Below are 17,000 nucleotides of genomic sequence, written 5' to 3'. Positions count from 1 at the left end.
AAAAATCCACATTTCAATATCTTGAAATGTGGATTTTTTTTGTTTAAATTTTTTGTACCATCATAAACGAAAAAATTTGGCTACACTTCCTAATGGAAAGTCAAAAGTTTCAATCAGCCTTTTCGGCTGAGCAGATAAAGTTTGGTGAGGAAATTAACCCTTTGTATCAAAACTGGCCAAAGCCAGTTCATAACTCTCCATCCCAAAACCTAGAATAACTCCTTTAGCGCCCGCAGAAATATACGACTGGTGCCTAAATTCTTCTCGACCAAAAGTGTTTGATATATGCACTTCTACTACTGATGTTTCTATTGCCTTTACGGCATCGCCAATAGCTATACTAGTATGGGTGTAAGCGCCAGCATTAAGAATAATACCATCATAATTAAAACCTACTTCTTGAAGCTTATCGATGAGCTCTCCTTCTATATTAGATTGAAAGTATTCTAATGAGACAGCTGGGTTTTGGGTTTTCAAATTTCCGAAGTACGCCTCAAAGGTTTGATTTCCGTAAATTGATGGCTCCCTTTTACCAAGTAAATTAAGATTAGGTCCGTTAATGATAATGATTTTCATCCTTATAAAATATTAAAAAAATAGGAAGATGGTATGCCTAAATGGTCATCTTCGATTTGTTTATACACTTTTAATGGGCATTTCATATTACAAATATAACCCGAAAGACAAATTAAACACTGAATTTTTTGCGCGTAGCCCGAGCGAATCTGCTGTGTTGTCAAAGACAGAAGTGAATCCTCTGGAATACCGGGCACTAATAAAGAAATCTTGAGACAACATATACCCAATAGACCCTGCAATGCCCGCATCAAAAAAGTTTATGCCATCTTCAATTTTTGCAGAAGAAGGCTCCCCGCCTCCACTTCTAATCACAGAATTTGCTATAATATTAAGACCAGTGTATGGACCAAGATCGATGGATATGTTATCGTTTATATAGTACTTAAATAATAAGGGGACGTTTACATAATTAAGCTGTGTTCGTGTTGTAGAATCTGAACCCACCTCATTAAATCGTCTCACATTTCCTTGGTGAGAATACAGCAATTCTGGGGCAAATAATATTTCTTGAGTAATGGGAATTTCGCTTACAAGCCCAAAGAGGATGCCGACTCTTGGAATTCCGCCTTCATTAAACTGACCGCTAGCGGTGTAAGATAAATTAACTCCGGCCTTAAACCCGAATCTTGTTTGTCCCTCTTGCCCAAAGATAGTGATAGAAATAAATAGTACAATTAATGTAAATAGACCTGAATGTAATTTCATTGAAAATAAATTTTATATGGAATAAAAATACTCAATTAAAGAAGGAGAGCGAATTGCGCTCCTTTTCAATATTTGTAAGTAGTTGGATATTAATTAAACGTATAACCAACAGAAAGACTAATTACTCCATTTTTTTGGCCTGAATCTTTTCTTATTTCAGTAAGTCCAGTTACATATCTAGCTTGAAAAAACAAACCATTAGAAGCTAATTTATATTGTGCCCCTATTCCAGCTGCAATATTTAATGCTTCAATGTCTTCAATGTCTGTCGTCCCACCACCAAAATCGTTTTTGCCACTTAGATTAATTCCAATTTGAGGTCCACCTTGAAGGCTTAAACCTTCCATAATCATAAAATCTGCCATAATTGAAATATTTATATAACTAAGCTTAACATCTATATAATCATAAGAATATCCTTGTAAAGAGTATACTAGCTCTGGCTGTATAGAGAAAACTCTGAAATCTCAATTTTTGCAACTCCTCCAACATGAAAACTAGTTAAGCCTTCTTTGTCATCACTGTAATCACCATTTATAGAGGCAAGGTTCACACCTGCTTTAGCTCCAAAAGTAACTTGTGCAGTAACATTGCTTAATCCGAATACTGCAAAAGCAGCTAAAAAAAAAATTTTTCACAATGCTTAAATTATTGATTAATACTATAGTAAAAATACAAACAAACCATAACACCTAGATTGGGTCTACCGCCTTAGTTCTCAATAGATAGAACTTAATGCACAATACTGTTTTTCAGCTACTTAAACTAAAATATTTAAATAACTTTGGCATTAAGATTTAATATGAAGATAATTGAGAATCAATAGTTTAAATAGCCAATACTTCTAACAATTGGGATAGTTAGCTATTAAAATAAGCATTACTTTTAATTTATGAAATGGGAACCAATCTTAAAAATGTATCAAGACTATCTGCGTATTGAACGTGGCTTGTCACAGAATACCATTGCCAACTATTCCTTAGACATTGAGAAATTAATGAAATGGTTAGCACTGCACGAGATGGTAGTTTCGCCTATTGATATTTCAGAAAAAACGGTACAGGAGTTTATTTATGATATTGCAAAAACGGTGGCTCCAAGTTCGCAGAGCAGGATGATTTCTGGACTCAAGGGATTCTTTAATTATTTAGTCTTTGAAGAATATAGAAAGACAAACCCCCTAGAATTAATGGAGAGTCCTAAGCTAGGAAGGAAGCTCCCAGACACCTTAAGTGAAACAGAAATAGATCTTCTTATTTCTGCTATTGATCTCGCAACGCAACAAGGAGAGCGCAACAGAGCCATCCTTGAAACCTTATATGGCTGTGGCCTTCGTGTATCTGAAGTCACAAGTCTTAAGTTATCTGACCTCTTTTTTGAAGAGGGATTTATTAAAGTTACAGGAAAAGGAGACAAAGAACGTTTTGTACCTATTGGAGACGCGACCATAAAGTATATCGATATCTATAGAAAAGAAATAAGGATTCACGACCCCATCCAGGTGGAAGCGTCAGATACTTTATTCTTAAACAGACGTGGCAAAGGCTTAACGCGGGCCATGATATTTACAATCATTAAGCAGCTTGTGGTAAAAGCTGGAATTCAAAAGAATGTAAGTCCGCATACGTTTAGGCATTCTTTTGCTACACACCTTTTAGAACGCGGCGCAGACCTACGAGCGATCCAACAGATGCTAGGACATGAGAGTATCACTACGACAGAAATCTACACCCATATAGATAAGACGCATCTCACAGAGGTGATCCATAAGTTTCATCCTAGAAAAACGTAGAATGTTAGGTATTACAAATTAATAATTACTCTTAGCTTGTCGAAGTGAATCACACGCAAAAAAAAATACCCCAGATTCAAATATCTAGAGTATTCTTATAATATTTAGTATTTCCTAAGTAATCTACCTCGCGATGTTCACAGCTCTCGTTTCACGTATCACGGTTACTTTCACTTGACCAGGATAGGTCATATCTGTTTGTATTTTCTGAGAGATTTCAAAAGATAGTTGTGCCGCTTTCTCGTCACTTACTTTTTCGCTTTCTACCATTACACGTAATTCACGTCCTGCCTGTATTGCATAGGCTTTATTCACACCATTAAAACCGAAAGCTACTTCCTCGAGGTCTTTAAGACGTTGTATATAAGAATCTAATACTTGACGTCTTGCACCAGGTCTTGCGCCGCTTATCGCATCACAAACCTGCACGATAGGTGACAATAAACTGGTCATCTCTATCTCGTCGTGGTGAGCACCAATCGCATTACATACCTCTGCTTTCTCTCCATACTTCTCTGCCCATTGCATTCCTAAGATTGCGTGTGGTAATTCTGTTTCAGATTCTGGCACTTTACCTATATCGTGTAATAATCCAGCTCTCTTTGCAAGTTTTGGGTTGAGACCCAATTCACTTGCCATTACACCACATAATTTTGATACTTCACGCGAGTGTTGCAGTAGGTTCTGCCCATAAGAAGAACGATATTTCATTCTACCTACAGCCTTGATTAGTTCTGGATGTAAACCGTGAATTCCTAAATCAATAACGGTACGCTTACCTACATCGATAATTTCTTCTTCTATTTGTCTTGACGTTTTCTTCACTACCTCTTCAATACGTGCAGGATGAATACGACCGTCTGTTACTAATTTGTGTAAAGATAAACGCGCTACTTCGCGACGTACACTGTCAAAACAAGAAAGAATAATAGCCTCTGGAGTATCATCTACAATAATCTCAACACCTGTTGCTGCCTCTATGGCTCTAATGTTACGTCCTTCTCTACCAATGATTCTACCTTTTACATCGTCATTCTCAAGGTTGAATACAGAGACACAGTTTTCTACAGCTTCTTCTGTTCCTATACGTTGTATGGTATTTATAATAATTTTTTTAGCTTCTTGCTGCGCCGTCATCTTTGCCTCCTCTACAGAAGTTTGCACAAAAGCCATCGCCTGAGTTTTTGCCTCATCTTTCAGACTATGCATTAACTGTTCTTTAGCCTCTTCTGCAGATAAGCTAGAGATTACTTCAAGTTGTTGTATTTGGTTTCTATGTGCTTTTTCAACTTCAGATGTCTTTTTGTCAAGTACCGACAAACGCTCATCATAGTTTTTAGCCTTATTTTCTATCTCGCTATTTAACTTTTTATTTTTTGCAATCTCACTAGAGATCTGTGACTCTTTATCACGAATGCGCTTTTCTGCATCATTCATTTTCTTGTCACGACTAAGGATTACCTTTTCGTGTTCTGACTTAAGCTCTAAAAATCGCTCCTTTGCCTGAAGCATTTTATCTTTCTTTAAGGTCTCTCCTTGTGAAGTCGCTTCTTTAACTATAGACGCTGCTTCATTTTTTGCGGCGGCTACGGTGCCTGAGGCGCTGTTCTTCGCCATAATTTTTGCGATTACAAAGCCTATAATGAGAGCTACAACCGCGGCGATTACTGGTATGATATATTCATTCATTGTATGGTCTGGTTTTAATTATAACAGGTATTGAAACTTTAAAATTTCAGAAAACTCTGTCTGTATGATTATATAGTTGCTCACAATAGAGCATAAAAAAGCCTATATTAATAATGTGATTTGTGTAAACTCCATTTAAAAAAGTTTAGGGCTCCCAAGCTGATCAAGGGTCCGCCTGAGAACCAAGGTTCTAGCGGCATTCTTTTACAACTTTAACTCACCCTTTTTAAAAGAATTAGTGTTGAGTTTACCAAAATGTATATTAATATAGGCAGTTACCTAATGTTATTATGTAAAGAACGTTACGATACTTGTTCGTGAAGCAATTGGTCTAGCGCTTTGAGGCGCTCTTCTACTTGCTGAGAATCACTAGAATTATCTATTTGCTTTTGTTCTACCTGAGCGGCAAACTGTAAGGCGGACATCGCCAGTACATCTTGTTTGTCTCTCACAGCATAACTCTTTTCAAACCTTTTTATCATAATCTCTATTTGCTTTGCGGCTTTCCTTAAACCCTCTTCCTGTGCTGGAGCTATGGTTAATGGATATACCCTGTCTGCTATAGAAATCTTAATCTTTAAAGGTTTTGACATTATATTATTTTATTCAGAGAGTTGATTAATGCACTGGTCAATCTCTCGCACTAAAGAGTTAATCTTTAGTTTTGTTTCTCGTTTATATTGGTCACTGCCAAGCATCGAGTTAGCCACCTTCATTGTATTGTACTTCTCACGCCATTGCTCTATTTCTTCAAGAAATTTTGCCTGCTCCGCTCTTAAATCGCTCACCTCTTTGATCAATTCTTCCTGTATTGCCTTCTGCTTATTATGTTGATGCAGCAGCTTGCTTACTCTATTCTCAAGAGAATCAACGATTTCAAGTATCGTACTCATCTGGTTTATTCTTCTACGCTATATCCACAAAGTTAAGATACTAAACCAAAGAAGACAACTGTTTTTTATTTATTTTCGTATTATTACTGTACGTGGCAATATATCCCGCATCTCCTCATTATACTTTAGACGCTCACATCCTATGAAACACCTATTTACATTCGTTTTGGCTTTATTAATAATTGGGAGCAGCTTTGCACAGAAAGATATTCCTAAAGATTATTTTGATAATCCGCTGCAAATCCCGCTCATTCTCGCAGGAAGTTTTGGCGAGTTACGAAGTAATCACTTTCACTCTGGGATCGATATAAAGACCAAACAGGTGGAGGGCATTCCCATTTACGCCCCAGCAGATGGGTACGTGAGTAGAATTAAAGTGGCTCATTTTGGATTCGGAAAGGCGCTTTACCTAAAACATCCTAACGGCTACAGCACTGTTTACGCACATTTGCAGCGTTACGGCGGAAATATTCAAACCTTGGTAAAGAGCGCCCAGTATAAGAAAGAACGCTATGAGGTGGAGCTTTTTCCAGAGCAAGCAGACATACCTGTTAAAAAAGGAGATCTCATAGGATACACAGGCGATAGCGGAAGCAGTGGAGGCCCTCACCTTCATTTTGAAATACGTGACTCCGCCTCGAGACCGATGAACCCAATGTTGTTTGGTATTGAAGTTCCAGACACCAAGAAACCAATTATAAGCAGTGTCTATGCCTACCCTATGGGATCAGGTGCTCAAGTAAACGGGGATACAAAGCCATATAAAGTAAGACTTAAGAAACAAAAAGATGGATCATACAAAGCAGAAAACATCGAAGCGTTTGGAAAAATAGGATTCGGGATTTCATCTCACGATCAACAAAATGGCGCGTCAAATAAAAATGGCGTCTACCAGATTAAAACCGCACATAACGGGCAGGAGAAATTTAATATACTATTTGAAAGATTCTCATTTAGCGAAACAAGATATCTCAATCGCTTTATTGATTACGGATATTTTAAAAAGAATAGAAGCAGAATTCAGAAGTTGTTTAGAGAATCTAATAATCCTTTAAGTATTATCAAAAATGAAGAGGATAACGGTTTCATTAGTGTTTCCGAAGGGTTTGAAAGCAACTTCACTATTGAGGTCTGCGACTACCTTGATAATAAGGTACTCATCACGATCCCGATAAAAGGGGTTCATGCAGAAGAATTAGTGGCTACAGAAGATTATAGCAAACATGAATATATTGTGGCTAATGGTCATACCTCACTATCGCAGGGAAAGTTTGATATGTATTTCCCTCCGCAAAGCTTGTATGAAGATGTGTACTTAGATATTTCTGCACGTGGAGACACCTTGTCCTTTCATAAAGATGAAGTCCCTATTCATAAAAATGTGACAATTTCTGCAGATATTTCTGCGTATAAGACAACAGATAAAAGTAAGTTATACTTGGGCAGGCTTAATTATAAAGGTATTCCTTACTATAGTAATACTATGCTAGAAGGGAACACGCTTAAAACTCGTGTACGCATCTTTGGCGATTATGTGATTGCAGCAGATACAACAAAACCTAAAATAAAAGCCATTAACTTTTCAGAAGGTAAATGGATAAGCAGCAACAAGTCGTTAAAAATAAAGATTGAAGACAAAGAAAGTGGGATTAGCTCCTATCGCGCTACAATCAACGGAAAATACATTCTCACAGAATATGAATATAAAAAAGACGTTCTAACTTATGACTTTGCAGATAATATCATTTCTGACACAGAGAATAATCTTAAATTAATTGTAACCGATAACGTAGGAAATAGTGCTACTTTTGAGGCTACTTTTTTCAGAAAACAAATATAAACACCGCTTTTGAAGACATTTTATACGACCCTCGCATTTTTACTAATTATCACTTCTACTCTTTTAGCACAAAATGCTACCGTCAAAGGGATAACGCTTGACGAATTGAATAATGTCATAGGTGGAGTCAACATTTCTTATGGAGAGACTGGCACTCAAAGCGATATTAATGGGTACTACTTATTAGAGATTCCTGCAAATGAAAATGTAAAACTCACGTTTTCATACATTGGTCTAAAAGATATCGTACTTAATGTGACGCTTTCTGCACATGAAGATTATGAATTCAATCCAGTATTAAGAACAGATGTCGCACAAATTGGGACTGTAATTATCAGCGTAAAAGAACGTAAGCGTGTAGAAGGAATTATTAGTATCTCACCAGAGGCGGTACGAAAATTACCGGGAGCAAATGCCGGTGTAGAAAACTTACTTAAATCACTACCAGGTGTCAACGGTAATAACGAGCTAAGCACACAATACGCGGTGCGCGGTGGAAACTATGACGAGAACCTCGTGTATGTCAATGAAATTGAAGTATATCGTCCTTTCTTAATACGAAGTGGGCAGCAAGAAGGTTTAAGTTTTGTAAACAGTGATTTAACACGTTCTGTAGATTTTTCTGCTGGAGGTTTTCAAGCAAAATATGGAGATAAACTTTCTTCTGTTTTAGATATTGAATATCGACGTCCTGTAAATTTTGGTGCGACACTAGATTTGAGTTTGTTAGGAGGAAGCGCCTCTGTGGAGGGTATCTCAAAAGATGAACGATTTAGAGCCATCGCAGGATTACGGTATCGTGACAATAGTCTTTTTGTAAATTCAAAACAAACCGAAACTAACTTTAGGCCCACCTTTGCAGATGCACAGACCTATTTGAGTTATAAGTTTAGTAATAAGTTTGAACTTGGTTTCTTAGGTAACATCGCAATTAATAAATACAGCTACGAGCCGCTCAGTCGTCAAACTAATTTTGGGACACTCGCAGATCCTATTGCATTGCTCGTTTTTTATGAAGGACAAGAAGAAGATAAGTATGACACGTACTTTGGGGCATTAAAAGGAACCTATGTGGTGAATGAAAATTTCACAACTAAGTTTATTAGTTCGTTGTATCAAACACAAGAACAAGAGTATTATGATATTTTAGCTGAGTACCGATTAGGAGAACCAAACACAAATATAGGAGACCAAGACCTAGGAGAAGTCGAATTTAGTGAAGGTGTGGGCTCTCAACTTACACATGCCCGTAATGATCTAGACGCTTTAATAATGAACCTAGAAAACAAAGGAACAATCTCTACTGGAGAAAGCACGATAGAATATGGTATTAAATACACGCACGAAGACATCCGTGATCGTGTAGAAGAATATGAGATCATTGATTCGGCTGGATTTTCTATCCGCCCCCCTATTCCAGATTTTGTCAATGACCAACCCTATACTCCTTTTGACGCTCCTATTGCACCATTTACTGAAATTAGAGCGGAGAACGATGTTCAAATAAACAGAATAAGCGGATACGCGCAGTGGAGCAAAAGAACCCAATGGGGCGCAAACGACATCTGGTTAAACGCTGGAGTTCGTGCTCATAACTGGACGGTTAGCGGTCAAGGAATAGAAAGCGTCACTCAGACAACCTTTAGCCCAAGAGCGCAGATGACAATTAAACCAGCATGGGATATGGATATGTTATTCCGTATTTCTGGTGGTTTGTATCACCAACCTCCATTTTATAGAGAGTTACGCGATCAGACGGGAACGGTAGTCCCAGATGTAAAGGCGCAGCAAAGTGCCCACATCGTTTTAGGAAACGATTTTAGTTTTAAATTATGGGAAAGACCCTTTACTTTAAATAGCGAAGTGTATTACAAAGGTCTCACAGATGTAAACCCATATACACTAGAAAATGTACGTATACGATATAGAGCAAACAACAGTGCCACCGCATATGCCTACGGCCTTGATGTACGTATGGCAGGAGAGTTTGTGATTGGCACCGAAAGCTGGGTAAGTTTTGGGTATCTTAAAACAGAAGAAAACATAGACAATCGCGGTAATATATTTAGACCTACAGACCAGCGGTTAAAGTTTGCGGTATTGATTCAAGATTATGTGAAAGTAATTCCTAATTTAAAAGGATACCTTAACTTGACCTATAACACAGGGCTTCCTGGAGGCTCACCTAGTTATGCAGATCCCTATGATTATCAACAGCGACTGCCAGATTATAAGCGTGCAGATCTTGGTGTATCTTATGTGATTGTAGATAATAACGGCAAAAAAGAAGAAGGCTTCTTACGTCACTTTAAAGAGCTTACCATTGGTGCCGAAATATTCAACATCTTTGATGTTCAGAATTCTATTACAAACACCTTTGTGCGTGATGTATATACCAAGACGCAATATTCTATTCCAAATTTCTTGACTCCAAGAGTATTTAATCTTAGAACTACGATGAAATTTTAAGGTATCCCCATTATTAAATTCAGATTTGATATTTAATGTAAGACAGCTCATATATATCGCGCCCTCATTTTAATCTTAAAGCAAGGCTTCTTAATATGCGCATCTAGATTCGTTTGCGCCATAGTCAATAAGCGTGTTGTTTTATTATTATCGTCTTAGTTATTTACGTAGTTTTACATAAATACTTGATGCTATGAGAAATAAAATTACGCTATTAGCGCTTCTTTTCAGTTATATCCTTGTTGCTCAAATACCTTGCGAAAATGGATTTTCTGGTGCATTCCCTTGCAGTGGGTACGATTTAATTTCGCAAATTCCACTCGCTACGATGAACTCTGTAAAAGCCAACGATTCTTGGGGCTGGACGGATCCTCAAGATGGTAAGGAATATGCGATTATTTGCCTAAATGAAGCGACTGCATTTATTGATGTTTCAGAACCATTGAATCCTATTTACCTAGGACAACTTCCTGGTTCAAGTTCAGACCATACCACTTGGCGTGATGCAAAAACATACAATAATTTTGTGTTTATCGTAAGTGAAGATACGAATCACGGAATGCAAGTGTTTGATTTAACTCGCTTACGTGATGTGCCGAGCCCTCCCGTTATTTTCACTGAAGATGCCCATTATAGCGGTTTTGGAAATGCGCATAATATTGTGATTAATGAAGATACCGGATATGCTTATGGCGTAGGAACGACTACCTTTTCTGGCGGACCTCATTTTATAAATATTCAAGACCCATTAAATCTAATAGCCGAAGGAGGTTATGCAGGCGAAGGCTATACACATGATGCTCAAGTAGTTATTTATGACGGACCAGATACAGACTATACAGGGCAAGAAATATTTTTTGGCAGTAATGAAACACATGTTGCTATCGTCAATGTTACAGACAAGTCCAACCCAGAAGTAATCGCTACTGTTGGATATACAAATGTGGAGTATACGCATCAAGGTTGGTTGACCGAAAATCATCGCTACTTTATTTTAGGGGATGAAACTGATGAAATTAACTTAGGTATCAACTCACGAACTATTATTTTTGATTTTGAGGATTTAGACAATCCACTGTTTCATTTTGAATATGAAGGACCCTCAAATGCAACAGATCACAATGGATATGTAAAAGACGACAAGTTCTATTTAGCAAATAACGCTGCAGGCATGCAAGTGATTGATATTTCAGAAATTGAAAATAGCGTGATGACGCTTTATGGATATTTTGATAGTTTTCCTCAAAATAACAATTCAGGTTTTAATGGCTCTTGGAATGTATATCCATATTTTGAAAGCGGTAATATTGTGATAAGTGATCGTGCAGAAGGCCTTTTACTGGTGCGATCTAACACTGATTTAAGTATACAAGATCAAAATTTTGCTGAAAATATTTTGGTATATCCCAATCCTGCAAAAAACGCTATTACTGTGTCCTTAATCGGAGAAACAATACATCGCTTGGAGATTACCGATCTTCTGGGAAAAAGTATTTATACGTCAGAAACTGTAGATACAAGAACTGTAAAGGTCGATATTGCTTCTTTTTCAAGAGGCGTGTATTTTGTGCTTATTAATGGAGCCTTTAGTAAGAAAATAATTAAGGTATAACCTTAAATTATAGCAATCTTATGTACGCTTCAAGTAGCTTAACTCCTGAGGGGTTTACTAAAAGGAACGTACTGAATTTTTAACAAAGCAATTACAGAATCCTACCTTTCCCAAATTAGAATCTGACCGAGTAGTTCTTAGACAATTTAAAGACACAGATTTGCACCATGTTTTTAAAGGTCTCTCCCTCCAGGACTTTTTTAAATACTACGGAATAAGTTTTAAAACCACAGAGGCTAACAAAGAACAGATAACTTGGTGTGTAGATTTAGAGAAGAATGGAACTTGAATCTGGTGGCTGATTGCTCAAAAGAAGGTGTTAGTTTTCTAGACGCCGGCGGTTAAATAATTTTAGTAAAGAAAACAACAAAGCCTAAATTGGATTTTGGTTCCTACTAGAATATTGAGGAAAAGGTCTAATGACCGAAACAATGCCATTGATTTTTAATTATGCTTTCCAGACTATTAGTTTGCATCGTATTGAAGGATTTTAGAAACCAAAAACTTAGGCGACAAAAAAGCCTTAGCTAAGCTTAAGTTCATTAAAGAAGGTACGATGCAAGACTTTGAGATAAAGAACGACTCTTTTATTAGCGTTGCTATTTATTCTAAATTGAATGAATAATCATATTATCCTTCACACAACTCCTTTAAACACGACACTACATAATCAATCTCTTTTTTTGTATTAAAACTAGAGAATGAAAAACGAAGTGAAGGTTTTGCCATATCTTCATCAGTTAGAATCTGGCTTAAAACATGTGATCCTCCTGCAGCGCCACTTTGACAAGCGCTTCCTTTTGAGCAAGCGATCCCTTTTAGGTCGAGTTGGAATAACAACATCATCCCTTTTTCTGGCGTCATAGGAAGACAGACATTTAACAAAGTATATGTGCTTCGTATCGCATCATCGCAGCCGCCATTAAAAGAAACTCCTGGGATTGCTTCGGAAATGTGCTGTTTAAAGTATTCTTTTAAGTCTGAAATATACGCCTGCTCCTTATCAAGATTTTGATATGAAATTTTTAATGCTTCATTCAATCCAGCAATATTATGCACAGGTTCAGTCCCTGCTCTCAATCCACGTTCCTGTTCTCCACCAAAAATAAGAGGCTTTAATCCAGAATTTTTCCGAATAAAAGCAAAACCTATTCCTTTAGGTCCATGAAATTTATGAGCGGCAACAGCAATAAAATCGATAGGTATCTCCTGTAGGTCTAATTTAAAATGCCCAACAGATTGTACGGTATCACTATGAAATAGTGCGCCGTATTCTTTACATAATGTACCCACGGCAGTAATATCCAAAATATTACCTATCTCATTATTGACGTGCATTAAGCTCACGAGGGTCTTATCATCTGTAGCTTCAAGAAGTTCTTTTAAAGCGTCCATATTTATATAACCGCAATCATCTAAGGCTACATATTCTACCTTAATATTATGTTGTCTTTCTAAGGCCTGGATCGTATATAATACAGCGTGGTGTTCAATCCTGCTTGTGATAATTCGTGTGACTCCTAGATCTCTCACACAGCTATTAAGCGCTAGGTTATCAGCTTCTGTACCGCCAGAAGTAAAAATAATTTCAGCCGCTGTAACATTCAGATGGGCTGCAACTTCTTTACGTGCAGTTTCAATTAAAGACTTAGAAGATCTTCCGTAACCGTGTGTAGAAGAAGGGTTACCGTATTCAACCTTAAGTGCTTCCGTCATACAATGGATCACTTCCGAACGGAGTTGGGTGGTCGCCGCACTATCAAAATATACTTTCTTCATATTTCACAAAAGTACATCATTTTTTTTGGCGAATAAAAGGAGCTATGCAATAAATACAGTACTTTCACTTTCTATAATAAATGGATAGTATGAAATTTAAAATCTGGATCATTTCCGCAGTAATCCTTAGTATATTTTCTTCTTGTGATGATGGGGACCTTATAGTTACATCTTTTGATTTTGAAACGCAAACCTTACAAATCTGTGGGGGAGAAACGGCTGTTGTATTCTTTAAGATTAATAACGATGCCCAAGAGAGTATTGCCTTAAATATTACTGGCTCTTCTGAAATTTTCTTGCAAGAAACAATTGCTGATATTAATCTATCTACCTCTAGCTATGTAGCGTACAGAAAATTTAACGGCGATGTGGATGCATCTTATTTTTGTGCAAGTATTCCTCCAGTTGCACCACAAGTAAGTGTAGAATACCTCGCTGAAAGTGGAGTCGCAAGATTAAATAACTCACTTGTTTTAGATGATCAAGATGGTATACCCGAAGCATTAGAGTTAAATACTATCGAAGGAACCACACTAGATACAGATAATGACACGATCCCTAATTATTATGACCTAGACGATGATGGTGATAACGTGCCAACAATTCTTGAAATCTTTGCCAGCAATGATGATGGTGATGATAATCCATTAACGCCTATTAAGGATACAGACGGAGATGGCACACCAGACTACTTGGATCCGGACGATGATGGTGATGGAATTCTTACCAGAAATGAAAGTACGGATGGGAATATTGACCCTACTGATGATTTTAATGATGATACCAGTGGATTGCCAGATTTTTTAAATGCTGCTATTGCAATAGAAGGGTTTGAGATAGAAGATTACATTGAGCATTTTGTAAAACGAAATGCATCTGTCGTAGTTATATTATCTGATTTAGTGCTTACCAATGAGGCAGAAACAATTGTTCAAGAAAGCTTAAATATGGGTACTATCCCAAATGTGATAGACGATACCGCCCTACTCATAACTGTTTTTCAATAATTGGGCTTCTTACTTTGGTGAATATAAATCATTGTCGCACCGCGGCCATATTTTTTGTAATCTGCATCTTCATACGTGATGTTATCATATCTTCTAAATAAATATTCTAATTCTGCCCTAAGCACACCCTCTCCTATTCCGTGAATGAATACGACTCTTTGTATGTTTTTTGACATAGCAAAATCTACTTGACGCTTTGCAGTATCCATCTGGATATTTAACTTATCGTGAGCCGTCAACCCTCTTTCTGAAGGTACAAGTTGATGAATGTGTAGATCTACTTCCATGGCCGGTTTTATGCGGTCCTTTGGTTTTATACTTTTAATTTGTTTTTTAGGCACTTCTGCTTTTTCTGAAAGCACTTTTTTTGCGGATGTACTTCTGAAAGCATTTTTCGCTAGATGATTATCAATTACAACAATTTGTGACGGTTCAAATTCCATTTCAAAGCCATCATCACATAGAATTGTGACGGATTTTGAATTAATTTTAACAATTACTCCAGAAATATTATCGTCTAAGACATTTATTTTATCGTTAACATGCATAATAAAGTAGGGGGTTTCCGTCAGTTTTGACTTGATTCCCAACAAAAATAAGCAATGATTATTTAAAATTACCTTAAATATAAGCATGTTACGAGCGGTTAATGAAAAAAAAAACTTACTTTTACACCCTAAACCTTATAAAACATACCCCCCATAGAGGTTTTTTTTAAAATTTCAACAGTATGAAAAAACTGCTACTTACTTCAACTTTTCTGCTTTTAGCAGTGAGTTCAATAGCTCAATTATTTGTAAAACCTACTACTGGAGGTTCTTCATCTTATGTGTACGCAAAAAATGTACAAATTTATGTGGAAGGCACCATTAATCTAGAAAAGAATCCCGCAGGTGACTATGAGGGCTCTATTTACTTAAGAGATGACGCGCAACTTTTACAAGGAGGTACAGCTACGTATAACTCGGGTGATGGTTTATTATCTGTTTATCAAACGACAAACGCTGATCAATTTGATTATAACTTTTGGTCTTCTCCAGTTGGCTTAAATGCTGGTGGTATTGGAAATACGGCGAATGGTCCTTTAAGACTTAACGTGAGTGATGATGATACCGCTATTGCAACAGATACTGGGATTAGAAATTTTACTAGTGCTTGGGCGGGTGCTTCTACTACAAACGCTCTTACTATTTCTCAAGCGTGGCTTTATAAATATTTAAATGCGACGGCAGATTGGCAATATATAGGCGGCACGGATGGTGTACCTGCGGGATATGGTTTTTCAATGAAAGGTACGAATACAACCAATCACAATGATGCATACAATGATCCAAATGCTCAGACATATGATTTTAGAGGGAGACCTAACACAGGTGATATAGATATTAATCTAACTGCAGAAGAATCAACACTTTCTGGAAATCCTTATCCATCAGCATTAGATCTTGCCTTGTTCTTTTATGACAATGCAGATGTTGAAGAATTTTATTTTTGGGATGAAAACAGATCTATAAATTCACATTATTATATAGACAATCAAGGTGGATATGGTACATGGATTCCATTAAACACCACACCGGGGCACCAGGGGACTTATACAGAACCTACATTCTTATCGTACAACGATGATGGAACACCAATAATCGGTTCTAACAATGGGGTTGGTATGAATTACAACAGGAGATACGCTCCTATTGGACAAGGTTTTATGGTACACGCTATTAACGCACCTATTACCTCTATTGCAACCTTTAGTAATTCTCATAGAGTTTTCCAAGCTATGGATGGAACGACATCTATATTTAGAAATATGGAAACTGCTTCAACAGAAAAGTCATTTGACAATTCAAACTTTGCAGATATATTCTCAGGGATTATTGAGATAGATGATACTACTCCAGACGAAAATGAAGGACTTGTGCCGCATATGCGATTAAGTGCATATTTTCCTGGAAGTCATAATAGAGCATTTATTTTAGCCTTTAGTGAAAAATCTACGAATGGTTTTGATCGTGGTATGGACGCGAAGCATCCAAATGACGCAACGTCTGATGTCTTTATGCCATTAGAAAATGGCATGAAAACTGTTATACAAACTATTCCGTTTTCAAAAGATGCAATTGTACCGTTAAATGTATCTGCAGACATTCCTGGTAGTGTTGTATTTAGTGCAATTAGCGAAGTGAACCTGCCATTTAAAAAAGCATACTTATTTGATGCAGCACAATCTACGTATCAATTAATTACGCAAGGCAACACTGCAACCGTAAACATTGAAGAAGCAGGATTAGCTACTAACAGATTCTATATTGTTTTTAAATCTTATGATCAGATTATTGTAGAGACAGCTGAAGCGGCTGGTCTTAGCATTGCTAAAGAAACTGTAGATGTTTTTCAAGATAATAGATTAGCTATTATGGAAATCTTAAATCCAGAACGTTTTGACATCAAAGAAGCAGCTGTATTTGATATGGGTGGAAAACTAGTCCACACAGAGGAAAACATTGGGCAACAGACTAGATATAACTTCCCTACTGCTATTTTTAGCGATGGTGTTTATATCGTAAAATTAACAACACAAGATAATTTAGTGCTTGATTATAAAGTAACTATTTTCAATAAGGGATAAGCTTCT

Annotated in this window: 14 protein-coding genes and 1 other RNA gene; 6 read left to right on the top strand and 9 right to left on the bottom strand. The window is 36.9% G+C overall.

All coding sequences use genetic code 11. The features are described from left to right. Positions 1-153: 153 nt before the first annotated feature. The 3 genes from aroQ to ABXT71_RS09900 all read right to left on the bottom strand — a co-directional run bounded on the left by aroQ (position 154) and on the right by ABXT71_RS09900 (position 1,733). Positions 154-576: a type II 3-dehydroquinate dehydratase gene (gene aroQ, locus ABXT71_RS09910; protein WP_415371155.1), complete on the bottom strand. Its 423-nt coding sequence runs from the start codon at positions 574-576 to the stop codon at positions 154-156. An 87-nt stretch (positions 577-663) separates the two neighbouring features. Then, complete coding sequence (locus tag ABXT71_RS09905; protein ID WP_415371154.1) at positions 664-1,284, bottom strand: porin family protein; 621 nt, start codon at positions 1,282-1,284, stop codon at positions 664-666. Positions 1,285-1,373: 89 nt separating this feature from the next. Then, a complete protein-coding gene (locus ABXT71_RS09900) occupies positions 1,374-1,733 on the bottom strand; it encodes an outer membrane beta-barrel protein (RefSeq protein ID WP_415373098.1) in 360 nt (119 codons plus the stop codon). Positions 1,734-2,176: 443 nt separating this feature from the next. Here ABXT71_RS09900 and xerD point away from each other — a divergent pair, with 443 nt between their 5' ends. Next, positions 2,177-3,076 carry a site-specific tyrosine recombinase XerD gene (xerD, locus tag ABXT71_RS09895; RefSeq protein WP_415371153.1) on the top strand — a complete coding sequence of 300 codons (900 nt, stop codon included), beginning with the start codon at positions 2,177-2,179 and terminating at the stop codon, positions 3,074-3,076. 123 nt (positions 3,077-3,199) lie between these two features. Here the strand turns inward: xerD and rny are convergent, their stop codons facing one another. The 4 genes from rny to ABXT71_RS09875 all read right to left on the bottom strand — a co-directional run bounded on the left by rny (position 3,200) and on the right by ABXT71_RS09875 (position 5,658). Further along, positions 3,200-4,765, bottom strand: coding sequence for a ribonuclease Y (gene rny / locus ABXT71_RS09890; RefSeq protein ID WP_415371152.1), 1,566 nt, complete (start codon positions 4,763-4,765; stop codon positions 3,200-3,202). Between the two features lie 126 nt (positions 4,766-4,891). Next, positions 4,892-5,012, bottom strand: a non-coding RNA gene (gene ssrS / locus ABXT71_RS09885) — 6S RNA. Between the two features lie 55 nt (positions 5,013-5,067). Beyond that, complete coding sequence (locus ABXT71_RS09880; RefSeq protein WP_415371151.1) at positions 5,068-5,358, bottom strand: cell division protein ZapA; 291 nt, start codon at positions 5,356-5,358, stop codon at positions 5,068-5,070. 9 nt (positions 5,359-5,367) lie between these two features. After that, entirely contained in the window at positions 5,368-5,658 is a 291-nt protein-coding gene (locus ABXT71_RS09875) for a hypothetical protein (protein WP_415371150.1), read from the bottom strand. Positions 5,659-5,800: 142 nt separating this feature from the next. Here ABXT71_RS09875 and ABXT71_RS09870 point away from each other — a divergent pair, with 142 nt between their 5' ends. From ABXT71_RS09870 to ABXT71_RS09860, 3 genes are all read left to right on the top strand, one after another. Next, positions 5,801-7,498: a M23 family metallopeptidase gene (locus ABXT71_RS09870; RefSeq protein ID WP_415371149.1), complete on the top strand. Its 1,698-nt coding sequence runs from the start codon at positions 5,801-5,803 to the stop codon at positions 7,496-7,498. A gap of 9 nt (positions 7,499-7,507) precedes the next feature. Next, positions 7,508-9,967, top strand: coding sequence for a carboxypeptidase-like regulatory domain-containing protein (locus tag ABXT71_RS09865; RefSeq protein WP_415371148.1), 2,460 nt, complete (start codon positions 7,508-7,510; stop codon positions 9,965-9,967). A gap of 193 nt (positions 9,968-10,160) precedes the next feature. Next, positions 10,161-11,579 (top strand): choice-of-anchor B family protein, encoded by a 1,419-nt coding sequence (locus ABXT71_RS09860; protein ID WP_415371147.1) that lies wholly within the window; start codon positions 10,161-10,163, stop codon positions 11,577-11,579. 630 nt (positions 11,580-12,209) lie between these two features. Here the strand turns inward: ABXT71_RS09860 and ABXT71_RS09855 are convergent. Continuing rightward, positions 12,210-13,358, bottom strand: coding sequence for a cysteine desulfurase family protein (locus ABXT71_RS09855; RefSeq protein WP_415371146.1), 1,149 nt, complete (start codon positions 13,356-13,358; stop codon positions 12,210-12,212). An 89-nt stretch (positions 13,359-13,447) separates the two neighbouring features. Here ABXT71_RS09855 and ABXT71_RS09850 point away from each other — a divergent pair, with 89 nt between their 5' ends. Continuing rightward, positions 13,448-14,365, top strand: coding sequence for a hypothetical protein (locus ABXT71_RS09850; protein WP_415371145.1), 918 nt, complete (start codon positions 13,448-13,450; stop codon positions 14,363-14,365). On the opposite strand, the gene ABXT71_RS09845 is transcribed toward ABXT71_RS09850, so the two are convergent. Then, positions 14,359-14,913, bottom strand: a complete 555-nt coding sequence (locus ABXT71_RS09845; RefSeq protein WP_415371144.1) for a Smr/MutS family protein — start codon at positions 14,911-14,913, stop codon at positions 14,359-14,361. The two genes, ABXT71_RS09850 and ABXT71_RS09845, sit on opposite strands and share 7 nt — an antisense overlap. A gap of 182 nt (positions 14,914-15,095) precedes the next feature. Between ABXT71_RS09845 and ABXT71_RS09840 the strand changes: the two genes are divergently transcribed. Continuing rightward, entirely contained in the window at positions 15,096-16,994 is a 1,899-nt protein-coding gene (locus ABXT71_RS09840; RefSeq protein WP_415371143.1) for a T9SS type A sorting domain-containing protein, read from the top strand. The last annotated feature ends 6 nt before the right edge of the window (positions 16,995-17,000 follow it).

Source organism: Patiriisocius sp. Uisw_047 (assembly GCF_047730165.1).
In the GTDB taxonomy this organism is placed as follows: domain Bacteria; phylum Bacteroidota; class Bacteroidia; order Flavobacteriales; family Flavobacteriaceae; genus Patiriisocius.
This window is presented reverse-complemented; position numbering and strand designations above follow the sequence as displayed.